This window comes from Tumidithrix helvetica PCC 7403 (assembly GCF_965232925.1).
Lineage (GTDB): Bacteria > Cyanobacteriota > Cyanobacteriia > Pseudanabaenales > Pseudanabaenaceae > Tumidithrix > Tumidithrix helvetica.
In genome coordinates this window covers 316,841-341,061 of sequence record NZ_CBDDRA010000001.1, presented here as the reverse complement: position 1 = coordinate 341,061, position 24,221 = coordinate 316,841, and the positions used below count along the sequence as shown (strand labels likewise).

Below are 24,221 nucleotides of genomic sequence, written 5' to 3'. Positions count from 1 at the left end.
CTGGAACACTCTATCATTTAAGGCAACCACGACCAAATTTCAACCGTGACAAAGCGGACTAGTGCGCGCGTAAACACAACGATTACAGGCATTGTTTCACCTTCGATCTTGGCATAACCTGTCATTCCTGACTTGACAATTCCCTGTGGGTTATCTATCTTTACAATCACTTTTACTATTTTTCCTGAAGTTTCTTTAATCTGCTTAACATCTTTTCCAGTTTGTCCATCATAATTTGTTTGCCCTGTTGTCTCATCAGTTACTGCGGCTGATTGAATCAGCATTACTTTCCCCGTGATAGATTCTCCTTGAGATGCAAATAGCTTGATTTCAACTTTTTTGTCTGGAGCAAGCTTATCCACCTCGAATTCTGGAACTAGTACCTCTCCTAAAAGTTCGTGATTATCAACTGCGATCGCAAAGGTATCTCCTTTTTGCAAGTAACTTCCCACCTTTTTGGAAAGGCTAGTTGTATTTACGGTAACTATTCGACCATCAAATGGCATCACTAAGTTGGTGCGATACATTTGCTCCTGCAAAAACTTTAACTGTTGCTGTAATAACCATAAATCCGCAAGAGCTGAATTAATCTCACTACGTGCAGCATCAACTTGTTGTGGATAAGGACCACTTAATACTAATGCCAAACTTGCTTGTGCTTCATCTATCTCTGCATGCTTTGTCTCTACATTACCTTTCAAAGTTTCCACATTATTTTTGTCTAGGTCTGCTTGTCTTTTTTCGTCTTCATACTGTTGCTTAGAGAAAGCCCCTTCATTAGACAAAAATTCATATCGAGATACTTTTTGCGTGCTTAACCGTGCTCGATCTCTGGCAGTTTCTAGCTCTCTTATGGCTACAGTTAATGACGATCTAGCGACTTCTACTTTCTGCTTTGCGACATCGACTTCTTCTTTCTTAGGTGTTGCTAGCAATTTTGCTAAATTAGCCTCTAACACTTCAATTTTGCTTTTCTGACTACTAATGCTGTCTTGAGTTTTTTTGATTTCATTATCAATATCGGGTGCTTCCATAACGGCTACTACAGTCCCGTTTTTTATCCAAGCGTCATTGTCACCTGTCTTAACCTGAATGATTCTTCCATTGACCTGTGCTTGGATGTCCTGTTGTTTATGGGGAAGTAATTTAATTTGCCCTCCAGGGCGAAATTGATATGGCAAACACATAACAATACCAAAGCCAACAAAACATAATATTGTTAACGCATGCTTTTCCCACACCTTAGATAGCTTATGGGTACTTCTATTAATTAGCTGATTCTCAACAATATAGGGTTGAAGTCCTTGGTTCTTCATAGGGATGCTCAATTACTTTGAATTGTTAAAAGTGACATTATATTTCACACCAATTGTCCATGCTAATTTTTAGCAACCAAAAATATATGTGTTTTCAGAGCAACTTGGTTTTATTTTTCTGAAAAAACTTTTCTGTATTTACTATTGGCGATTTACCACAATTGCAGTGTGAGTGGCTTTGCATTTATTCCAAGTGGCTACGACTTATTTAAGAGGAGCAACAGATGTTTCGTATCTACAATGGAAGCAATTCTTCAGTTTAAGAGATTTTATCAACCTGATTATTTCAGGGTTTTATATGTATGGGAACAAGACAAAGCTTGTTCTTTTTACTGTTAAACCTCGCACAGTTAGTTTGCTGATGTGTAAGCCATAAAATTACTCTATCGCACATTTTGCAGTTATGGTTAGAAAAAGTATTGTATTTTTTAGGTGTGACATTAGACATTTTAAGTACAAGATATTAACTTAGATTAACGGTTAAAGTCATGCTGGTAGACATCTCTTTCATGGAAGTTATTGCTAGTTAGCCAAAGCCTTTATCCCGTGGGGATTCAAAAGTAGTCTTCTATGTTATTGCCCATTTTTATAAAGCGATCGCTTACATCAATTACTGATTCTGTCCTAGATTCGATTGCAGGTTATTTTTAAATAGAGATGGCATTGCATTGCCCAGAATAATCGAACAAACAATATTTACTTGTTTTTAGAGCCTTTATTTAACCAGAAAGATAAAAATTGAGATAAAGCAGCAATTGCCATAACACAAAACAACAGAGGAGCGGCAGCTCGACCTAAGATTTGAGTAGCAAAATCGGTGGCAAGTCCTTTTGACATTGAGAACATAATTACGATCAGTAGCAAGGCAAAAAGAACAAGCCCAAGTGCTCCAAATGCTTGGAGAGCTAGTCTTTCTTTTCTAGATAAATTTTTGGGTAAAGGGCGACGGCGAAATGTCATATCCCAAACCAATGAAGAACGTCCAAATAGCTCTGGCACACGAAAATAGGCAATCATCCAGACGTAGCCATCAGCAGGCCAAAAAGGCAAGCCATCCAATATAAAGTCTATCAAACTCGTTACAGCTAGTAAATTTGCATAAACACTTAATTGAGTTCCTGTCGTACGGGTGCTGTACCAAATAAACATTCCAAAAACAAACAACACAACTCTAACAACTAAAGGCATAGATAAAGTCCACAGTAGTGCAGAGCGATCGAGCTTCCAGATTTCTGTTCTGTCAATAGAAAAGCGAGGGAAAAACCCAGCAATTGTAACCATCCCAAACTTTTTTATGGTTACGCCAAAATTAGTAGCAACGATTCCCTGAACAACTTTGGCTGGGAATGATACCATTAGCAAATTAAATACAAAAACTGCTAGGTAAGGTAAGGGCTGAACGCGAAGTAGCAGATCCTGTAAAAACTCAGTATGGCGATAGCACAAAATTAGGCAAGCAATAGGGAATCCCAGAATCATTGCCCAAGTTAGTAGCTTAAAAAGTAATCCAAAAGGCTTAAAAGGAAATGCTAATACAGAAAATACAAATTCAGATTGGGGAAGAAGCCAAAAAAAGTGCCCTTCATAACCTTGATGGCTATGATTAGATTTGTCTTTGGGTAAGGGTTTTGGTCGCTTCTCTTCTATTTCTCTAAATTCGGTCAATCTATTAATTAAAGCAGCATTTTGATCTTGTGTGCTGAGGTTTTCTGTTTCAATAGATAGACTTTGAGTTTCAAGTCTCTCTAGTAATTTGCAATTAGAAATTTGCTTGGAAAATTCATTGAAATTTTCTTGTGAAAGTGTAGTTGAAAATTTCTCATTAAAGGCAGCTATTATGTCTTCGATGCTTAGCTGCCCATTCATCAATGCACATAAAAAATAATCTTCTTCCTTAAATTTATAAATCTCTCTAGAGATGGGATCTTTAACCAAATAGAAAATGTCATTGCCCTGTTTTTTAGTATGGCGTGTAACTACTAAATCTGGACGAAATCTATTTTCTAAAGGCTGATACATTAGATTTTTGAAAATAAGCTAAGTTTGATTGGTGATGTTTTAGATTCTACGAAAAAGCTATATCTCTTAGTCATAACCCAATTCTTGTGCTAAATGAATAACATGAGGCAGAAAACCTTTACCATCAAATCGCCAAGATAAAGGTCCCTCTAGCTTATTGAATTCTATAGGAGCATTGGGAATAGTTGGCGATCGGAGAAACTCTGCTTCGTTTCCCAAATGAGCGCTAAAAGGACCGAAACTTGCATAGGGAGAATTTTCAGGATGTAAGATTATATCCAACATGGATTCATCCCAATCAAGATTCAGCCAGCAACAAATTTTTTGCCAAGAAAGCAATGGTTCGTTCAAAACATCTTCGCTACGCACTTGCATTTGATGAGTTTCAGGAATTGTATTTAGAAAATCTAAAATTGTTCTTTGCACTCTATACCAGCCAATTTGAGGTTCTAGGGTAGGAGGATTGGTGGAGTAATCAACAAAGTTATTGGCTACTGCAATTGTATTACCATGCTCATCATTAACTAGAGCCTCTCCCTGGCTTCGAGGATGGCGAACAACATGCAGGTAATGAGCTTCTGGAAAAGCAAGGCGGATACGCCCTAAAACCTCTGGGTTGCTTGAATAACTACGGCTATGATCGACAATTCGCAAGGGCGCGACTTTACGACATAATTCGCTATAAATTTCTGCAGTTGTCCAATGATAGTGCGTAAGCAGCCAGCGCTTTGCCGTATCAATAGATAGAATAGTTTGCTCTCCAGTATAAATTTGGGCAATGGTACGTAATAAGCCGTGGATTTGAAAATACAGTACATCTGTAAATTTTTTCGTCACTTGTTCTAAAGTGTCAGCAACAAATAGGCTAAGCTCTGGCACTCCATAGGTCTCAGGGTGTTGACCCAAGATCGTGCCAATTAGAGAAGTGAAGGAATGAGACCCTCCAAGAATAAAGATAGGTTGAGGAACCGATTTAGTAGACAGATGTTTAGCAGTTGTCGTGAAAGTAAATGCAAGCGTGAAATTACAAAATGGCCTTAAAATTAGGACAATTAAAAGAGATGATCTTTGGATTGGAAGCCAATTCAACCGATTAGAGATGCCCTAATCGATTGAGTTCAGTCATCAATTTACTTACACTTTCATCGACTTGCTCTTCCACGGTATTACAAATAACGTCAGGATTCAGAGGTTCTTCGTATGGATCGTCAATACCAGTAAAAGCTTTCAGCTCTCCTTTTCTAGCTTTATTGTATAGACCTTTGACATCTCTAGTTTCGCAAACAGCTAGGGGGGTGCTTACATAAACCTCAATAAAGTTATGGGTGGTTTTCTTAAGTTCATCCCTTGTATTTCTATAGGGACTAATAGCAGCTACGATGACAATTACACCATTGCGGCTGAGAAGATTTGCGACAAAACCAATGCGACGAATATTCGTTTCGCGGTCTTCTCTACTAAAACCTAACCCTTTAGAAAGATTAGTTCTAACTACATCACCATCAAGAACTTCTACCAAACGATTGTATTGCCTCAGGTTAGCTTCTAACTCTTTCGCAATCGTACTTTTACCAGCACCGCTGAGTCCAGTTAGCCAAACGATTAAACCCTTGCTTTTCATAACTCAAAATACGAATAAACATTAACTGTAAATAGTCGGCGCATTGAATATGTTTGCTTTCTCATTGTCAAACATACTAATCCATATAGCCCAAGAGCTTTAATTGAGCCATTAGCGCTTCTTTTTCTTCGTTGGAAACTTCTTCCTGAACTTGGCTAGTCTGAGTTACTTCAGTTGCTGCACCATGTTTTATGGGCTGAGCAACTAGGGATTCAGAACGGAGAATTTCCGTGGGAACTCGACCTTCCATATCTTCGGGGATGGGTAAATCTAGGAAGTACATGATCAAAGGGGTAATATCTAGAATTGATAGTGGCTCTAGTGTCTCGTCTGACTTAATATCTGGACCGCGACCAATAAAAATACCATTGGGACGGTGAGTGCCATCAGGTTTTAGTCTGGGTTTAACAACTTCTCCCGATCGCACGATGGAAATAAATCCATAATCGCGCAATCTCACAGTGATATCAGGGGCATAGGCGAAAGTTGGTTTGCCCTCAATTTTGTCTGTGTTTAGGTCTGCGCCTATAAAAATTTGACCGCCGTCAGATGGGTTGCGGTAGTCAAGCAACTGTTGTTTAAGCTGATGGCAAAAACTAGTGTATTCTTCTGGTTTCACGCCTTTCCCCGAGCCATTATCCATCTTGACATAAATAGCATTGCTGCTGGGTGTGAGTGCGTAGGCAAGCGTTTCCTCCCAATCGATCATTAACGTGTGATCTTTAATCCGATCGGCAGTTAATTTCCAAGTGCTATCGGTCTCAGTATCATTTGCCCACTTCAAGTAACCATTCTGTGACAACCATTCATTCATATAAACGACTTCAGTGGTAGCACCAAAACCGTGATCGGAGGTCATAATCACATTACAGTCTGGCCCCGATAGCTTGACTAAAGTTTCGATCGCATCGTCTAGTTCTCGGTAGTAAGACAAACACATTTCCCGAATGTGTGCATCCCAATCACTGGGGTTAGGGTCAACAAGTTCTGGAACCAAATAGCGCCAAAACAAATGCTGAAGCTTATCAGTACCATCAAATACAACAGCAGTGAGGTCTGTTGGATCAGTTTTCATTAAGTCAGTGAGTACTGCCGTCCAAGCGCGATCGCGTTCTGACTGCAATTCGATCCAAGGCTCATAGTCCCCTTGGTCTATACCCTGAATGCACTTCTTTTCCTCACCAATATCCATACCCAACTGTTTGTAGTTAAAGTCGGGCTTGTTTTTGAGAGCATCAAACAACGATTCAGGATAGGTAGAACTCCGCAAGTGCTTCCAAGGAATAAACCCAGAAATAAGATAACCATCGATGGGGACAGGAGGTGACATCCCGTAAAAATTCATACAAGTCGCCCGTTTGCCTTGACGACTGACCATTGACCAGACAGTTTCGCAGCGAATATCTCGCGAATCATTGACCTTGAGAAATACTTGATCGCCATTTTTTTCTGGGCGCAGAAAATCATAAATCCCGTGAGCTTCAGGACTACGTCCTGTAACCATCGAAATCCAAGCAGGCGGCGTCAGTGGGTTTTGGGTGGACATCAAATCGCCATAGACACCTTCAGAAACAAACTGTTTCAAGAAAGGCATGACTCCATCTTCCATTAAGGGCTTTAGTAGAGCAAAAGTAGCCCCATCTAACCCAATCATTAAAACTTTGCTCATAGCGAATTTATTTAAATGGTTGTAAGTTGCAATGACTGTTTGAAGAAAGTTAACTGGACTAGGATAGGTTGTTCTCCAAGAATTCCACAGCTTGACTGACTAGAATTTCTTCTACATAATCACCGTCATGCATAAATAGCTTTTCAAATGGAAGCCCCTTAACGTTCAGAGCTTGTTCGAGTGCCACAACAAAGCGAACAATATCAATTGACTCAAACATCAAGTCTTCAATGAGCCGAGTGTCCGATCCAATCTTTAAATCTAAGTCCCAATCTACAGTCATTTCTTCAAGGACTTCGATGATTTTAGCCTCAATCTCTGCTTTAGCTAAAGTTTGTTGACTCATAATGAAACCTCTTATCTTTATTAATTAATCTAGAAAACCAAATTATTCAGGTAAACGCACGGATTGAGAATGCTGACAAATTGCCAAAACCTCCTCCTCAAATCGCCAAAGTTTGACGAGTAGAACTTCACGCGCGTGAAGAACTTTGACTTCTCTCTGACCTTGGAAATCAATGCAAACTTCCCAGCTTCTGGAATTACCACCCAGTCCCTTGCCTAAAGCCTTGGCAGCAGATTCTTTAGCACACCAAAACTCGACGATAGCGACTTGTCTTTCTAAGAGAGGGAGTTGTTTTAGCCATTCGATCTCGCGATCGGTCATGGCAGTTAAGAGCAAATCATCGGCATTGAGTCGTTCTAATCGTTGCAAGTCTACACCAAGCAAGGTTCCTGGTGGAGATAGACCTGCAACAATATGCTGTTGACTGTGACTAATTGAAACTGGAGGAACTAAGCCGAGTGTTGCCAGTTCGGGACAGATAACGATCGGCTGACCTAGTTGAGTAGACCCAATTTCAATGTCAGCAGGAGCAAGTTGCAGATTTAGGGTCTGCGCCCACTGACGGACAGCATCTTTGGCAGCAATGCGACCTAGTAGCCAATCTGTGCGTCGATAGCCCTTTTCAGGAAGGCTATACCAGATATCTCGCTCATTTTGGCTTAATACCAAATGAGCTAACACGCGTTGCCATATCCCCCAAGAATCACTTAGAAATCCTTCTGGGAAAGGAGAAATGCGACGGGTAATGAGTTGAGTCTCGGTTTGCAACCAAGGCTCTGATAGGTAAGCAGTTTGAGGCTGCAAGCGGCATTGGTAGAAATGGTCGGGAACGCTAAAACATCGATCTTGCCAACCTTCAAGACGCGCAACGACATGACCAAAGTCGTCAAGAAAATCAAAGTGGGCGATCGCTTGTCGCTCTTCGTTAAATTTTATCAGACCGCGACAACATACCATACTCCCAGGTGCTAAAGGTTGGGTGTATTGGTAAAAAGCCTTCACTTGAAAAGGAAATACATTGAAATTACTGCCAAACTGCTCGGATACCCAGTAACCTAAAAGTTGTCCGCCAGCATCGAGCAGACCCGCATCTGTTTGGAATACTGGTCGTGCAATTGTGCTGAAAAAGTTATCAATAGGGATGACTTGCAAATCAGCTTCAATTCCTTCCTGCCCCCAACGACGAATATGCTTGACTCCTTGAAACATGGGACCGTGAAACATACCTGTACTGTATAACTCACTGTCTTTCCAACGGGAGCCTGCAGGTTGTGTTAAAGCGAAGTGCATGGGATCGGGAGGCATAGCAAACTGAGAGGCTAAGGTAACTGTGCCCTCAAAGACTAAATGGTACTGGTTGGAATTGCTCGTACTTAGTTGAAATAAGCGTACCTGTACTTCAAAAATTTCAGGATCGCTCTGGCGTTGTAGGATAGCGGAGATTCTCAACGTGAGGGTTCCCGTGTCTAGCGATAGCCAGCGATAGCCCCGCAGATCGGACATGCCAGTAACAACGCTGTTTCCTCCTAGCAAACAGTCAGCAGCTTCCGCCAAAATCTCCATGCTAACTGTAAACGGAATTACGGGTAACGATAATAATTCTGGGCGCCTTTGAGAAGGAACGCCACCAATGGTGTGATCGTGGAGGAACAAGTCTTGACCCATGTTGAATTGCCGTTCGCAGGAGAGATGCTGCTCATCTCGCTCTAAAATTTTGCCCAATAGCGGCCAAGACTCGGCAAATGTGGGGGGATTGACAGCAGGTGTTAATTCAGCAGGATTATTCGAATTTAGATGAATATCAGCAAGATGGGAGTAAACTGCCCTTGTTACTTTGCCTTGGTTCGCAAGAAACTCTTCCATAATTTGGAAGTGCCCTACCATTAAAGAAACTCTAGCATCATTGCTAGCATTGGTTAACGGTAGTTGGGCTGATGGTTGTTGAACTGATGGTTGTTGAGCTAATGGTTTCTGGTCAGCTATGGGAGATGGTTCAATCGGGGATGAGGGATGAGAATTCTGGCTGGACGGCAGTTGAAAGCTTTTTTCAGCTAGTGTTTTAGAGGCTGACAGGGAAATTTCGCTTAAACTTGGTTCGTTTAAAGATGGATCTGTAGGAACTAAAGGTACTGGTAAAGACTGCATTCGATCGATTGAAAAATCAGACGAGAGCCGCATAATTGGCATATTTAACGGCAAAACAGGTTGAGGCTTTGGTTTTACACCTGTGGCTGAAACGCTGAGATCGATAATTTTGAGATCTCGAGGGTGATATAGGGGGCTAAAATCAACGGAATGACCTTTGACCAGGAGACGCCCTAAGAGGTGTTGAAGTTGTTCTAATCCAGTTCTTTTTTGAATATTACTGGCGATCGCTAAGTGCTCTTTGCCCGCAAGAATATCGGTAATAAAGGAGGTTAAATTGCTACTAGGTCCAATTTCAATAAAAGTATTGATCCCCACTTCTTCATAGAGACGGAGAACAGTTTCGCGGAATCGTACCTGACTTGACCACTGCTGGGTAGCTAGCGTGCGAATATCTTCAGCCACTGAAGGAAACGGGGCACAAGTGGCACAGCTATAGAGTGGAGTATGACCCACGCCAACATCTAGAGCATTATAGAAAGCGCGGAAAGCAACTCCTACGGGGGCAAACAAAGCGGTGTGATAGGCGCGGTCAAAAGGCAATCGGCTACAAATCCCTCCCATGACTTTGAGTTGTTGCGTAACTGTGGCTAGATCCTCAGGACTTCCAAACAGAATGAATTGATTGGGACAGTTGTCCATTGCTAGGTGAATGCGACCCTCAAACTCAATTAGCAACTGGTTAATCGCATCCAATGCGATCCCCCCAACTGCCACAAGCTCTCCTTTGGGAATGCTATTTTCCATCTCTAAATTCAAATAAATTTGATTGAGATGGCGAATTTTACTCATTAACTCTTCTTTGTCTGTCAATCGCATCGTTCCAGAAGCAATCAAGGCAGCATTTTCTCCAGTGCTGTGACCCACCATCAAATCACACTGAATCCCAAAGTCTTGTAATAATTCATACAGTGCCATACTGGCAGTAAACACGGACTCCGAGCCAACATCCATGTTGAAGAGTTGCCGATCGACGGAATGCTGTGTTTCTATCGATATGCTGTTAGGAGGAGGGAAAATAATTTGGCTGGGGGGAGAAGAGCGTCGCTTTGTAAGCGTGGCATCTAAGAAATCAAACCAAGCTCGCACTTGTGGGAAATAGAGGCATAAATCAGCCAGCATGTTTTGATATTGAGAACCTTCCCCAGGAAATAGAAAAGCTGTTTTTTGGGAAGATTTTGCGCTAAAGCGATCGTAGTAAATGCCATTGCGAGTTTGTAGGCGCTTGGGTGGGGAGTTTTGTTGCCACTTGTCAATAACCTGATTGAGCTTCGCTTGTAAATCAGGAACGTCTTTAGCTACGATTGCTAGACGATCACTCCCCAATGGCTGCTTGCTCAAGGTATAAGCGAGGTTAGCCAAGGACGTTTGTGGAGAAATCTGCAATAATTCACGAACAGTTTGGATGTTTGCGAGCAAATCTTGCCATGAATCACTAGAAAAAATCAGCAATTCTGTGGGCAATTGGTGCAGCCGCAGTTGGCTATCTTGCTGAAGCTGTGGTCTGTATTCCTCTAAAACAGCGTGAGCGTTAATACCACCAAAGCCAAAGGCATTCACGCCCGCTCGTCGAGGTATCTGTGCGTTGCTATGAATCCAAGGTCGAGCTTCTGTATTGATATAAAAAGGTGTTTTTTCTAGCTCTAGGGCTGGATTTACCCGATCGCATAGGGTCGGTGGTAAGACCTTGTGATAGAGAGACAGGGTGGCTTTGATCAAACTAGCGGCTCCAGCAGCAGGGAGGCAATGACCGATCATGGACTTCACCGAACCCAACGCACAGGTGGGAAGATCGCCCAGCCTTTGTCCAAACATTTGGGTAAGAGACTGCACCTCTGTGCGATCGCCTAAAGGAATGCCAGTACCGTGAGCCTCGATTAATTCAACCGTTTCTGGATCGACGCGACTTTCTGAGTAAGCGCGCTGTAATGCCAAAACCTCACCTTCAATCCGAGGAGCGAGTAACCCTAGAGCTTTGCCATCACTGGAAGTCCCCACACCTTTGATTAAGGCATAGATGCGATCTCCATCTCGTTCGGCATCCGCTAAGCGCTTTAAAACGATAATCCCCAAGCCAGCACCAAGTAGAGTTCCTCCCGCAGAATCGCTAAACGGAGCGATGCGATCGCGACTTAAAGCGCCTAGCTGGTTAAAAATCATATAAATTTGGGGCGGTGTAGAGGCATGTACGCCTCCAGTTAAAACTAAATCGCACCGTCCGCTCGTGAGTTCTTGAATTGCCAATTGCGTAGCAATCAAAGAAGAAGCGCAAGCAGCATCAACAATATAGTTTGGACCCATCAGATCGAGGCGATTGGCGATTCTTCCCGTTAGTACATTAGGGACTAATCCAGGAGCCATTTCTGTGGTAAAGGGTGGCAAACTGGCTTTCAACTGTTTCCGAATTTCTCGTAGCGTTTCAGGGGGCAAACTTGGATTGATTTGTGTTAGCAAATCCATTGTTTGGTCAACAATCTGACCGTGTTGTAGCAGCGTGCTGTAAGCCCTGTTAATATAAGTTCCTCGCCCTAGAATAATTCCTGCTTTCTCACGGTTAAAAGGGCGGTCTGCATAGCCAGAATCTTTTAGCGCTTCCGAAGCTACCTTTAACGCTAAAAAGTGATCGGGTTCGCCACCATCTACGGAGTTCGGCATAATCCCAAACTCGACGGGGTTAAATTCGGCTAGTTCGCCCAAAAAACCACCTTTACGCGTATAGATGCGATCGTTCGTATTAGCGTCAGGATCGTAGTACGGTAGAGCCCAATCATCGGGAGCATCCTGAACGGCATTCACTTTATTCAGAATATTTTGCCAGTAAGTTTCCAGATCCCTTGCACCTGGGAATAGAGCTGCCATCCCAACAATGGCAATATCAGTAGAAAGAGAGGAAGAAGCTTTATTCATGAGGGGTAGCTAAGCGATTTAGGGCAGAATTACAAGTACTCTCAATCTGTTGCATTTGCAGATAGATATTTCCCATTTCATCAAAAAAATCTGCATCGTATGTCAGGCTATGGTCGCTGACTTGGGTAACTCGTAAAGCTAATCTCAAGGATGGATGGGGCTTAGCAGATGCATAGCGAGTTACGATACCGAAACGCGAGGGCAGAGCGGTTGTATCTCGATGCAGTCTTGCCCAAACGATCGCCATCTGTGGAGCTGTATCGAGCATCCCGGGATCGAACAACCAGTGTGATTGGTTAGTTGCTTGGGGTCTCCAGCGATCGATTCGGCTGGGTATTACTCGAGCATCAATTCCTTCCTCTTTGGCGCAGTCAATGGCTTGCACCAATTGGAACTCATGACCGTGAAACAGATAATTACTGTAAGCAAAATTTGGATCGAGATGCTTGAGAGAACTAGTACTTAAACGCTGCATGTGCGTTTGAGGAGGCATTTCTAGGGTTGGTTGGAGGACGACCGTGGCACGGTAAAAGGGCAGATTATTGTCTGGGTCAATAATTTCTGCACTGACTTGCATAGATTCGGCATCAGCATGGCTGGCAGCTCGCGCTTTAAAGCGAATGTTGCGTCCTGCGGATGTCTCTATGACTAAGCCACGAAATACTCGCAGATCTTTCACTTGCGCAACTTTCCATTCTGGCCAGCCGGCTTGAACAAATTCAGCTATCCACTCTAATGCTCCTGTTGCAGGCATAACAGGTTTGCCATCTAGACAATGATCTTTTAGGTATGGGTCGTTGCCAACAGATAACGTATAGTCCAAAGTGAGCGTGCCATTCGCTTGCAGCTGAGGTTGCTGAGGCAAGAAAACGAACTTGGTTGGCGGTGAGACCTCAGCCGAAGCGATCGCAGGATTCTCTACAAAATCCTGTTTCTGAGCTTGTTGTGCTTCATAAGCTTCCCAAGGCCCCTCACCAGCAATCACCTCAACTTCAGATTTTTTGCCCCACTGTAATTCATCGGCAAAAAATTTTTGACCTGCATCCAAGGGAATCGGAATAATCCCGCGATCACGAAACTGGCGTTTGACATCCTCTGATGCCATGCCAGTCGTGTCCCAAGGCCCCCAGTTAATCGCTAGGACTCGAGCCTCTGACCACTGATGGTTTAACTTCCATGCCAAGCGATTGACCACTTCATTGGCAGCTGCATAGTCTGACTGTCCGCGATTGCCATAGCGTCCTGCAACAGAGGTAAAGAAAACGAGCAACTTGAGGGATTCCGATCGCAGGTGGCGACTGAGAATAAAAGCACTATCTGCTTTTGTGTCAAAGACGCGATCGAAGGACTCCGCAGATTTATCAGAAATTAACTTGTCTTCAATAATACCCGCGCCGTGAATGACCGCATCTAGGCGACCATAGCGAGCGTATATACCATCAATTAAGTCACCAAAGGTTCGATCGTCTCTAACATCAGCAGATAAATACTCTACCTTGGCTCCCAAATCTTGGAATCTTTCTAAATTCTGGCGAGTAAAACGCTCGACCCTAGCTCCCAAATTGCGGAATCTCTCTAAGTTCTGGCGAATCGTGCGATCTCTCAATAATGCTTTAAGTTGCCGTTCAATCTGAACGGGTGTAGGCGTTGTCCCTTCCTTAAGAGCTTGACCGATCAGCATCTGACGTAGCATTGGTTCTGAGGTGATTCCTAAGGTTGCTGCTGATTCTGTTACTGGCAGGGGAGATAGCCCTGTCACAATTAAGGTCAATCCGTAAGCAGCAAGTTCGGCAACAATTTCAGCCGTAATTCCTCGCGCCCCTCCAGTTGCTAACACGACAGCATCAGATGTTGGCACCCAATTAGAAGCATCATGTGTAGAAGCAAAAGGGGCTGGAACTGTGCGGAAGATTTTTCGTTCACCTTGAGGGTAACCGACTTCTGAGCGACCTTTCACTAGAAATTCTTGGATGACCCGTTCGGCGATCTCTGGGGCAGAAAGACGGCGATCGAAATCAACAGCCTTTGTTTGCAGACCCTCACATTCTGCCATGAAGGTTTTTAACAAACCATTACTTGCACCCGTTGTTGGCAACCCGATGGAGGATAGGCGATCGATCGATCTGCCAAAATAGCCACCAAGACAAGAAGTAGCTATCACTCTACCAATCTGTTGCTGTCCGGCTTGCTGTAAGTCAGTGGCGCAAAAATGCAGTAGTTGGAACAAACTCTTAGCATGTATCTGTGTGGCTTGCCGCCAATCATCAATCGTCTGTACCTCTGTCAAATCATCCAAGGCAGCAAGGTGAACAATACCAGTTACAGAACCGTACTGTTGACGCAGTAAAGTTACAGCCTCTATCAAGGTTGACGGATTTTGCAGTGTTGACCTAGCAAGGATAGCGGTGGAGGCTCCTTTTTGCTGCAAAGCTTGAACAACAATGGGAGCAACCGAGAGAGAGTCTTCTGTAATTAGGATGAAACCACTTAAGGAAGATATTTCTTGAAGGGGTAAGGCTTCCGCCTCAGCCTGCATTACATAACGAGGGATTGACTCGCTCTCAGTTAGGACTTTCCCAGATGAATCGGTTCCTTGGCAAAGCCATTAGAAAATGCGAGTACCTGTTCTACTAGGGCATTTAATGATTTCACCCGCGTTAGGCTCTCCATTTGTTGTTGTAAGGCATCTGCCAGAGGTTGCGGTAAGATCTTTTGTAACGCCCCGAGGATTTCTACGCGTTTAATGGAGTCAATCCCTAGATCGGCTTCCAAATCCTGATCCAATCCCAGCATTTCTGATGGATAACCCGTGCGATCGCTGACTAGATTGACCAATGTTTGAATTAAGGCTGTCCGATCGAAAGCGGTCGGCTTTACGCTTGTTTCTATAGATGGTGTGACAGATGTGGGTGCAACAGAAATAGCGGCAACTGGTGCAGAGGTTACTACTGATGAGCTTTGCACCAGTTTCTCGACTATTCCATTCAGCGATTTAACGCGTGTCAAGCTCTCCATTTGCTCTTGAACATTAGCTGCAAGAGGTTGTGGCAAGATCTTTTGTAGCGCCCCGAGGATTTCTACACGTTTAATGGAGTCAATCCCTAAATCAGCTTCCAAATCCTGATCCAATCCCAGCATTTCTGATGGATAACCCGTGCGATCGCTGACTAATTCTAGCAACTTTTGAATGAGTTCAGCTTGACTGGCAAAGGCAACAGTTGATGCAGTAGTTACCACTTGAGGCGACGTTTGATGGATATGAGCAGTTGCAACGCTAATGGGTGCAAGGGGCTGAACTTGCTGAGGGATCTGGGGAAGTGGAACGATTGCAGGAATTGATTGAGTCGGTACTTGTTCGGGCGAGGAGGGAGCCGTCCATGTATACTCCTCTGAGCCCATCTTCATTGCCTTAGGAATATCAACGGTTGGAAGCGCTGGCTGGGGGGGATATACTTGATTGTGGCTTTGCGGATTGTGATTTTGTGGAGTATAGCCATTCGTATGGGTTGCTGCTCCTGCAATGTCAGTTGTTGGCAATGCTCTCAAGGATGCATGTCCCTGACTAGCTTGGACATAACCCAAAAACTGCCCCATTACTTGCTCTTGCAATGACAAAAACTGCCGCATTGTCTCTTGGTAAGAATTATAGGCAATTAAGGCAGTTGCCTCGGTTGCTGGCAAACCAGTAATTTCTGGCAGATTTGATGAGTTTGGTGGGAGAGGAGTTTTAGACATAGATACAGTTGTTGATCGAGCAGTTGTTGATTCAGGGGTTTTGAAGGAATTAAGAACAGGAGATTTTTGAATTGTACCGTTGGTAAGTGCATTATGCTTCCCATTGCCATTGGAAATCGCGTTTGTAGTAGCTGATTGGACAGAAATCTCAACAGGTACATCAACTTTGGGTTTACTAGGAATAGATGGAATGGATATTTTAGAATCAGTTAATGGCGGTCTTAAGTCAGAGTGATCGAGTTTGGGTTGCGTAGATCCATCTGCTAATAATGAATTTTCCAAGACTAAAGTTTCCAATGTAAGAGGTGGCTCTTTCCCTGTATACCCCACAGTGGCATCTTTAAGTCTGACATTACCACCTGTCACTAGCCAAGTAGTTTTAGGCAAGGCGGCAATCTGGGTAAGTTCCACTAAACGAGATAAATCAAGGGTTTTAACATCTCTTCCTTCGTACAGCGCTGTTAACTGCATCCCAACACCCTGGTTAGTTAACGTTGCTAAAGCGATTAAAAATCCTCGCATCCCGCCACCCTGACCATCTAGCGAAACAGCCGCAAACTTTTTACCTACAAGTATTTGACTGACAAGATTCGTCAGCACGCTCTTAGGTCCTAGTTCGAGGAAGACTCTTGCTCCATTTGCATACATGCTCTCAATTTGACCGACAAAATTGACTGCACTCAGCAAATGTTCGGATAGCTGCTGGCGAATTTTTGCTGGATCGTCTTGATAGGGGCTAGCTGTGGCATTAGCGTAAACAGGAATCTTAGGCAACTGCATCTTTGTATTGGCAATCGGTTCATTCAACGCCATTTGAGCAGAAGTTACTAGAGGAGAGTGAAATGCGCCTGATACGGGCAACATTCGGGCTAAAACTCCTGAGGCATTCAGTTTATCCACTACCAGTTGGACTTGTTGTTTTGTCCCAGAAATGACGGATTGCAACGGAGCATTGTGATTGGCAATTACCACATTGTCAACTTTCTGTAGTTGAACCAAGAGGTCTTCACGAGACATCTGTACTGCTGCCATTGCTCCTTCCGAAGCCTCACAGGCTTCGGCGATCACCCTGCCTCGTATTGCCGACAGCGTCAAGAAGTCTTCTCGTGAGAGTACATCAGCACAATGTAAAGAGGCATACTCACCGTAGCTGTGACCTGCTGTCATCGTTGGCTTTATACCCAAACGAGCAGCCAGATCCATAAATCCTACTGCCACCGTTCCAAGCGCGGGCTGTGCGATTTGCGTATTGGTCAATTGTTTTTGGTTCTGTTTTTCGGCATCAGTTGAGTAAGCGCTAGGAGGATAGATATATTGACTGAGGTGTTTGGGAAAACAAGAACGAAGATGGCGATCGGAAAACTCGATCGCTTGACGCACCTCAGGACAGTAAAGCGCAACTTCTCGAACCATGCCCGGATATTGCGAACCTTGACCTGGAAACAGAAATGCTAAAGGCTGCTCGACTACTTGGGCTGCGAGCGAAATTTGAATATGGGGTGGTAGCGGTTCAGTTTGCTCGTTAGGGGACAGCAAGCGAGTAATTGCCATGCTTAAAGCCTCCTCTAGTTGAGACAAACTATTGACAACTACACTTAGGCAAGCACTTAGATGTCCTTGGGCTTGCGATCGCTGGGCAAAAGTAAAAGCCAAATCTCGCAATTGGGGCTTGGCTCCAGCTAACAAATCAGCTTGTAGCCGCTGAACTTCTGTGGCTAGGCCAAGACGATCTGCAGCTCGAATGGTTAACAACTCGCAGGGCCAATCTACTGAGCCTAAAAGCGGCATGGCAAAGCTACCTTGGTATTCTTCTAAGACGGCATGAAAGTTAGTACCGCCAAAACCAAAAGCACTTACTCCTGCGCGACGAGGGTAATCTGGATGGGCTAACCAAGGCTGCACCTCATTCGGTAGATAAACAGGACTCTCAGGATCGGTAATTTGATCGAGCGGATTTTCCACCTGCATATGTGGAGGCACAACCTTATGGTGTAGTGCCAATGTTGCCTTCACCAAACCCACAATCCCTGCCGAGGCTTTGGTATGCCCAATCATCGTCTTAACCGAACCAATAGCACAGGACTTACTCGCTGCCTGATTCGCGACTAAAGTACTCGTGATGGTCTCTAGTTCTGCTCGATCGCCAACGGCAGTACCAGTACCATGAGCTTCGTATAAACCTAGAGTATTCGGAGGAAATCCAGCTTTAGCATAGGCACGCTTTAAGGCACGCATTTGACCTTCCGGTAAGGGGGCAGTCATGCCCAAGGCTTTACCATCGCTAGAACTAGATACGGCTTTAATGACTGCGTAAATGCGATCGCCATCCCGCTCAGCATCAGCCAAACGTTTGAGTACCACTACCGCTAAACCTTCGCTAATTGCGATTCCATCAGCGGATTTATCAAAACTACGCGACTTTCCGCGGGGTGAGAGCGCTTGGGTTTTACTAAAGCAGAAATAGGCAAAGGGACTTTGCACTGTATCAATACCACCCGCGATCGCGACATTGCTGCGACCGCTTTCCAATTCTTGTACGGCAAGACTCAGCGCTGCCAGAGAAGAGGCACAAGCAGCATCGACGGTAAAATTCGAACCACCTAAATTGAAACGATTGGCGACGCGACCAGCGATCACATTGAGCAGCAATCCCGCAAAAGTTTCTTCTGTCCACTCGGGCAAGCGATCCCAGACCTTGCTTGAAGGAGAATCAACAAAGCGAGGAATTTCCGAACGAGTTGCAAACTGCTGCCCCAAATCAGCAATACCCCCACCAGCTCCTAAAATGACAGAGGTATTTTCGCGATCGAAGTTCCCTGATTCGTATCCAGCATCTATCAATGCCTGTCGCACCACTTCTAAAGCCAGTAATTGCATAGGCTCAATTAATTTGAGCGATTTAGGTGGAATCCCATATTTCAGCGGATCGAAAGCAACATCATCTAAAAAACCGCCCCATTTAGAATAGATTTTGTCTCTTGCATGGCGATCGGGATCGTAATAAAGACGCCAATCCCATCGGTGAGCGGGGATTTCTGTAACGGCATCGATTTTATTGAGTATATTCGCCCAGAATGTTTCGGAATCTTGCGCTTTTGGTAATAGGGTACCAATGCCTACAATCGCAATATCAGTAGGATGTGCTGGTTGAGAGCGATCTAAGTCAGATGAAAAAGCTGCTGTCAGGACATGAAAACTATTCTCAGATATATCTCGATGCAAATCGCGGATATTACAGACCTGATGGCGCAAAGTCGCTACCTGACCAATCATGTACATACCATCTTTTTGTTGCTGGGCATTATCCACACGGACAATTTTCCCATCAACCGATCGGGTCAGTCCCTTAGAAGCAATTCTCAAACGACCTAGGGTTAAATCCTCTAGGGTGTTTTTAATATCTTCTGGCGAATTACCTGCTGCCAGCATCTGCCGATAGGTAGCATAAAACTCTCGAGCAAAAGGAGTGACCGCGCAACGACTGGCATGACCTGGCCCAGTTTCCAGATTCATCGTACTCGTACAAGAGAGCGCTTGCTTTTGGAACTCTGAAACAATCGCGCCACAGGACACAGCCTCCTCGGTGAACAAGTATGCAGTTCCCATCAAAACACCAATCTTCATGCCTCGCGCTGCCAGTGGTGCCGCCATTGCGCTCACCATAGCAGCAGAACAGGCATCGTGAATGCCGCCAGCAAATAAAATATGAATCTGCGATGATTTATCGGTAGGCACATCCTCCAACAACGTCGCAATCATACTTTCCCAGAGGACAAAGCTACTTAAGGGGCCAACATGACCACCACATTCGCGACCTTCAAAGACAAAACGATTTGCCCCCTGCTCTAAAAACATTTTTAATAAGCGAGGTGCAGGCACGTGAATGTAGGTGGCAATTCCCTGAGCTTCAAATTGGGCAGCTTGGTCTGGACGACCACCAGCAATCAAAGCAAAGGAGGGTTTTATGGCATTCACCGCAGCAATTTGTTCTTCTCTCAAGGAATGCGAGATAAAACCTAAAATACCGATCCCCCAAGAACGATCGCCAATCAATTCCTTAGCTTTTTGTAGCAGGGTTTGAACATCCTTTCCCCGCATTAACGCCAAGGCTAAGAGCGGTAGCCCACCACTTTTGGATACGGCATTGGCAAATTCAGCTGTATCGCTGACTCGGGTCATAGGACCTTGAACAATGGGATATTCAGTGCCATGAGAAATGGCTAGAGGAGAACCTGCTTTGAGCGGTTGTATGTCTTGAGCAAGCCTCAGATTATCTTCGCTCGTTTTGAGTAAAGCTTGGACAAATCGACCTGTGGTCTGATAGCGATCGCGGAAATCCGCAGCAAGCCCAACCGCTTGACCTATGGGCCAAGCTAGGTTTCCAGGCTCTCCCCAACCAATTAACTTTCCTGCTTGTTCTTGCCAACTCTCTGTGATTTCAATCCCATCTGCTTGCAATTCCATCTGCTGGGCAGTCTTTTGCAAAGTTCCAATGGCTTGAAACCCCGGACGGGAGAGCACGCGACAGATGCCACCCAGTCTCTCCCCGATCGCGATCGCTTCTTGCCCATTTAAGTTTCTCAATGATGCTTGCCAAGAAGCAGGCATGGGGGATTCTGGCATCAGCCATAACTGATCGTCTAGCAAGACACCTGCTGCGCCAGCGGCGCGACAAGCCGTAGCTGTATGAAGCCCAATGCCACCTTGCACATAGATTGGAAGTGTTTTTATGGCAAGCAATTTTTGCAACAGGATAAAAGCAGAATCTTCACCAACCCAACCACCACTTTCATGACCGCGTGCAACAAAACCAGAAACCAAAGGAAAATGCTGCGGATCTACCGATGCTACTTGTTGAGCATCGGTAACTTCTAATAAGATCCTATGGGTTTGTGCTTCAGATAGCGAGGCAACGATTGAAGCTAGCGATTGCCCCTGCCATCCAGTCAGAATCAACCAATGCTGGGCATGATTTAGAAGTTCTAATAGCGGCTTGCTGCTAGTAATTTGGTCAACTCGCAACCGCAAACCGATCGCTTCTGGGCGCGTAACCAATTTAAATAGCTGACTTAGCGTTTGACTCGCTCGCTCTAAATCGCAATCGCGGCAAAACTCACGGTCTAAAATTCCAATACCACCTGCTCGAATTACTGAAACTGCGATCCCAGGATGCAACAGTTCAATCGGACTGATAGAAAGACAAGCAAATGAAAGCATGAAAAATACCCTCTAAATCACCTAAATCCTTAAACTTTTGTCTGTCCGCATTTTTAAAAGCCTGCTTGACTATCCGTGCTGATAAGTCTTACCTAGCTTTTTAGAAATTAGACGTTTTTGGTTACTAGCGGGCTACTTTTGATATCTGGGATATATATTACTTCCAACCAGTTAAAACAACAAACCTTAAGTTTTAACCTAGCACTCTGTTGAAGTAAACAAATCCATCACTTGAATTACACGGTTCACAAACCTAAAAATAAGATAGGCATAGTTCCCAGTCAATGAAAAGGTTTGAGCTTCCCAATAAACTCTTAGATAAGTTTTAATATTAATGCAAAAAATCTAAAGTTTATTTAAGGCTGAGGCTGTAGTGGATGCATTCCGTAGAAAAAGCATGAAAAGTCACAATCTGACGTACTACAAGATAAAATTGGATTATATTTTAAATACTTTCGCGCGTTTTTGGAGGATTTACAATCCTTGTGAGTTATATAAAAGTTATATAGCTTTTATGTCGATTCCTTGTATTCATGTGGCAATCTCATTTCTAAACTGATTCCAAGGTACAACCTCAATTACTGTAAAGTTGTAACCGAAGTCACTTTGCAATCGTGATCTTTGCAGAAGCAAAACGCTCCCTCACCTTAAAATAATTGTGATTTACTATTGCTTTAAAGATACTGAATCTTTACTATTTCAAAGTACACCATTGCCGACTTTACACCTTGGATATTGAAGCTAACCCTACCTTAAAAGATAAAGTCTGTATTATCACTGGTGCTGGTAGTGGTATTGGTCGCGCCTGCGCCAAATTACTATTTAGTTATCAAGTTAAAGTCGTGTTAGTAGATGTCAATCAAGACAATTGTCAAGCTACTGAAGAAGAACTAAAAGCGATCGGAAATCCAGACAATATATTGAGTTTAAAACTCAGTGTTTGTAACGAGACGGATATGAGTAGTATGGCAAGCAAAACGCTAGATCGTTTTGGGCGCATTAATATTCTAATCGCCTCAGCTGGAATTTTACGTGGTGGTGGTGGTGTTAAAACAGCACTAGAAACTTCTCTCGAAGAATGGGAGAAAGTTTTACAGACAAATCTGACTGGAACATTTTTAAGCAATCGTGCAGTCCTTCCAACGATGCTGGCTCAAAAACAGGGCGATATTATCAATATTTCTTCAGTATCAGGTCGGCAAGGAAGAGCGTTTGATTCTGCTTATTGTGCTTCTAAATTTGGCATTATTGGATTGTCCGAATCAATCGCAGAGGAGGTAGCACCTGACGGAGTAAGGGTGCAAACGCTTTTGCCCGATGCTGTAGACACTCCTCTATGGCAACAAAATGGGACAGAATCGATTAAATCTCCAGTTTCCCTTCCTCCTGAACGAGTCGCAGAGTTTATCCTGTATCTTTTAACATTGCCAAGAGATACCTACTTGCTTAACCCAACGATCGCACCGTTAAAAATCCGCAAAAAACGCAGTAAAGGTTGAACGCGATCGCCTACTTACCGTTAGTTGAGATCGGCAAAAACTTTTATGGACAACTATGTTCCCAATATTAAACGTTTAAACGGAAGTGAGGTAGACCAACTAGAATTTGCCTATGCTCTAGCCGAAGAAAAGCGTCTAGATGAAGCAATCGTGGAACTTAAAGCTATGCTAGAAGTAAGTTCTACTTCTGTGCAAGCCCATGTAGCGATCGGCACAATTTATCTTCTACAGCAGAGATACGATGAGGCACTTGACTGCTTCCAAACGGTTATCCAGAAGGATGCACTCATGCCAGAAGCAGTACTGTATGCTGGAACAGTTTATATGCAACAGGGTAAACTACATCAAGCTCTGCAAGAGTTTGAAGCTACCCTCGATCTCGATCCTAGCTCCGCTAAAGCTTACCTAAGTATTGGCTTTGTATTTGCACAGCAAATGCAGTACGATTTAGCAGAAAAAAACTTTCGTCAAGCTTTAAAATTAGATGAGAAGATGACGCTATCTGGGGTATTCATTGCCCATATCTATCACAAGCAAGAAAGGTTTGAAGAAGCTATCTTGGAATTAAATAATTCCATTCATCAGGATCCAGATTTTTTAATCAGTTATGTGATATTGGGAAGCATTTACTTAGCGCAGCAAAAATATCGCTCGGCAAAAAACGCCTTTCAAAAGGCTGTAGATCTCAATCAAGAAGCGTACCTTGCGCGTTTGGGATTAGCGCGATCGCTGGTTCACCTGAATGAACTAGAATCAGTTCATCAAATTTTCAAAACGCTTCCCAAATTTTATTCCCCAACTTCTAAATCAAAAGAGTTATAGTTCTAGCACATTCTACTTATTTATCTATGCCAAATCATCTTGTATATATCGTTATGGATAGCTGTAGATATGACAGTTATCAAGCAGCAGTTACACCCAATATTGACAAGCTCGGAAAAGTTGAGTGTCGCTATAGTTATGCTTCTTGGACTTCTCCATCTCATTACACTTTGCTGATGGGAATGGTTCCTCATCAGAGCCCTCGTGGTGTATTTGCTTCTGAAGTGTACAAGCAAGAGTTTGTCAAATGGGTAGATCGTCTGGGCATTCCAGATTTATCGTTTAAAAGCTTTATCCCATATTTGTCATTACCTAAGGTCTTACAAGACAATGGCTATCGCACGATCGCTAGAGTCTCAATGCCCGTACTCAATCAATTCACCAGTATCAATCAGCATTTTCATGACTACAAGCTCATGGGAAATCACAATGATTTTGCCACAATGGTCAAGGAAATGGAGTTCCCCGACGATCAATCACGTTTATACTTCTTCAACCTAGGAGAGACCCACTACCCTTACATGCTTAAGGGGGACGATATGCCTCGCATCTCTGGAGTGCATGGAGTCTTTAAAAACATGGATGAATTCTTGCTAGTTGGGAATAAACCCGATGAGAAAACGTTCTTTGAGTTAGAAGAAATGCAACGGTTGCACCAGCAACAAATAACTTGTGTGGAGTACATCGATAAGTTGATTGGCGAATTAATGAACAAATGCCCTAAGAATACTCACATTATTGTTACCGCAGATCATGGTGAGCTATTTGGAGAGGAAGGATATTTTGGACATGGCCCAATCATGCATTCTAAATGCTTTGAAGTTCCCTTTGTAGAAGGAATACTGCCATAACTTCAGCCAAGTGTGGAGAACGAGCATATTTCATGGGGTTTTCTCTGAGAAGCATTTGAAGCATAATATTGTTT

The 24,221-nt window shown here is 43.7% G+C and carries 12 protein-coding genes; 3 read left to right on the top strand and 9 right to left on the bottom strand.

Translation table 11 applies throughout. From position 1 onward, the window contains the following. Window positions 1-17 precede the first annotated feature (17 nt). The 9 genes from ACP2WE_RS01385 to ACP2WE_RS01345 all read right to left on the bottom strand — a co-directional run bounded on the left by ACP2WE_RS01385 (window position 18) and on the right by ACP2WE_RS01345 (window position 20,975). Window positions 18-1,316 carry an HlyD family secretion protein gene (locus ACP2WE_RS01385; RefSeq protein WP_425213811.1) on the bottom strand — a complete coding sequence of 433 codons (1,299 nt, stop codon included), beginning with the start codon at window positions 1,314-1,316 and terminating at the stop codon, window positions 18-20. 696 nt (window positions 1,317-2,012) lie between these two features. Beyond that, on the bottom strand, window positions 2,013-3,335 hold the full coding sequence (locus ACP2WE_RS01380) for a hypothetical protein (protein ID WP_425213810.1): 1,323 nt from the start codon (window positions 3,333-3,335) through the stop codon (window positions 2,013-2,015). A 66-nt stretch (window positions 3,336-3,401) separates the two neighbouring features. After that, window positions 3,402-4,424, bottom strand: coding sequence for a sulfotransferase family protein (locus ACP2WE_RS01375; protein ID WP_425213809.1), 1,023 nt, complete (start codon window positions 4,422-4,424; stop codon window positions 3,402-3,404). A gap of 4 nt (window positions 4,425-4,428) precedes the next feature. Then, window positions 4,429-4,956 (bottom strand): adenylyl-sulfate kinase, encoded by a 528-nt coding sequence (cysC, locus tag ACP2WE_RS01370; protein ID WP_425213808.1) that lies wholly within the window; start codon window positions 4,954-4,956, stop codon window positions 4,429-4,431. A 76-nt stretch (window positions 4,957-5,032) separates the two neighbouring features. Next, window positions 5,033-6,625: an alkaline phosphatase family protein gene (locus ACP2WE_RS01365; protein WP_425213807.1), complete on the bottom strand. Its 1,593-nt coding sequence runs from the start codon at window positions 6,623-6,625 to the stop codon at window positions 5,033-5,035. A 58-nt stretch (window positions 6,626-6,683) separates the two neighbouring features. Then, window positions 6,684-6,971 carry an acyl carrier protein gene (locus ACP2WE_RS01360; protein WP_425213806.1) on the bottom strand — a complete coding sequence of 96 codons (288 nt, stop codon included), beginning with the start codon at window positions 6,969-6,971 and terminating at the stop codon, window positions 6,684-6,686. 42 nt (window positions 6,972-7,013) lie between these two features. After that, on the bottom strand, window positions 7,014-12,023 hold the full coding sequence (locus ACP2WE_RS01355) for a type I polyketide synthase (protein ID WP_425213805.1): 5,010 nt from the start codon (window positions 12,021-12,023) through the stop codon (window positions 7,014-7,016). Next, complete coding sequence (locus ACP2WE_RS01350) at window positions 12,016-14,559, bottom strand: SDR family NAD(P)-dependent oxidoreductase (RefSeq protein WP_425213804.1); 2,544 nt, start codon at window positions 14,557-14,559, stop codon at window positions 12,016-12,018. The genes ACP2WE_RS01355 and ACP2WE_RS01350 overlap by 8 nt, the downstream gene beginning before the upstream one ends. Before the next feature lie 29 nt (window positions 14,560-14,588). After that, window positions 14,589-20,975: a beta-ketoacyl synthase N-terminal-like domain-containing protein gene (locus tag ACP2WE_RS01345; protein WP_425213803.1), complete on the bottom strand. Its 6,387-nt coding sequence runs from the start codon at window positions 20,973-20,975 to the stop codon at window positions 14,589-14,591. Between the two features lie 728 nt (window positions 20,976-21,703). Between ACP2WE_RS01345 and ACP2WE_RS01340 the strand changes: the two genes are divergently transcribed. Genes ACP2WE_RS01340 through ACP2WE_RS01330 form a run of 3 tightly spaced genes read left to right on the top strand, consistent with a single transcriptional unit; the run spans window position 21,704 to window position 24,147 of the window. Next, complete coding sequence (locus ACP2WE_RS01340) at window positions 21,704-22,474, top strand: SDR family oxidoreductase (RefSeq protein WP_425213802.1); 771 nt, start codon at window positions 21,704-21,706, stop codon at window positions 22,472-22,474. A gap of 45 nt (window positions 22,475-22,519) precedes the next feature. Continuing rightward, the gene (locus ACP2WE_RS01335; RefSeq protein ID WP_425213801.1) at window positions 22,520-23,296 is read left to right on the top strand and encodes a tetratricopeptide repeat protein; all 777 of its coding nucleotides are present in this window, start codon (window positions 22,520-22,522) and stop codon (window positions 23,294-23,296) included. A gap of 26 nt (window positions 23,297-23,322) precedes the next feature. Next, window positions 23,323-24,147 (top strand): sulfatase-like hydrolase/transferase, encoded by an 825-nt coding sequence (locus ACP2WE_RS01330; protein WP_425213800.1) that lies wholly within the window; start codon window positions 23,323-23,325, stop codon window positions 24,145-24,147. The last annotated feature ends 74 nt before the right edge of the window (window positions 24,148-24,221 follow it).

Coding starts and splice junctions, on each gene's coding strand:
- cysC (WP_425213808.1), bottom strand. CDS start 4,956: ATGAAAAGCAAGGGTTTAATCGTTTGGCTAACTGGACTCAGCGGTGCT.
- ACP2WE_RS01330 (WP_425213800.1), top strand. CDS start 23,323: ATGCCAAATCATCTTGTATATATCGTTATGGATAGCTGTAGATATGAC.
- ACP2WE_RS01355 (WP_425213805.1), bottom strand. CDS start 12,023: ATGAATAAAGCTTCTTCCTCTCTTTCTACTGATATTGCCATTGTTGGG.
- ACP2WE_RS01360 (WP_425213806.1), bottom strand. CDS start 6,971: ATGAGTCAACAAACTTTAGCTAAAGCAGAGATTGAGGCTAAAATCATC.
- ACP2WE_RS01350 (WP_425213804.1), bottom strand. CDS start 14,559: ATGCAGGCTGAGGCGGAAGCCTTACCCCTTCAAGAAATATCTTCCTTA.
- ACP2WE_RS01380 (WP_425213810.1), bottom strand. CDS start 3,335: ATGTATCAGCCTTTAGAAAATAGATTTCGTCCAGATTTAGTAGTTACA.
- ACP2WE_RS01385 (WP_425213811.1), bottom strand. CDS start 1,316: ATGAAGAACCAAGGACTTCAACCCTATATTGTTGAGAATCAGCTAATT.
- ACP2WE_RS01335 (WP_425213801.1), top strand. CDS start 22,520: ATGGACAACTATGTTCCCAATATTAAACGTTTAAACGGAAGTGAGGTA.
- ACP2WE_RS01345 (WP_425213803.1), bottom strand. CDS start 20,975: ATGCTTTCATTTGCTTGTCTTTCTATCAGTCCGATTGAACTGTTGCAT.
- ACP2WE_RS01365 (WP_425213807.1), bottom strand. CDS start 6,625: ATGAGCAAAGTTTTAATGATTGGGTTAGATGGGGCTACTTTTGCTCTA.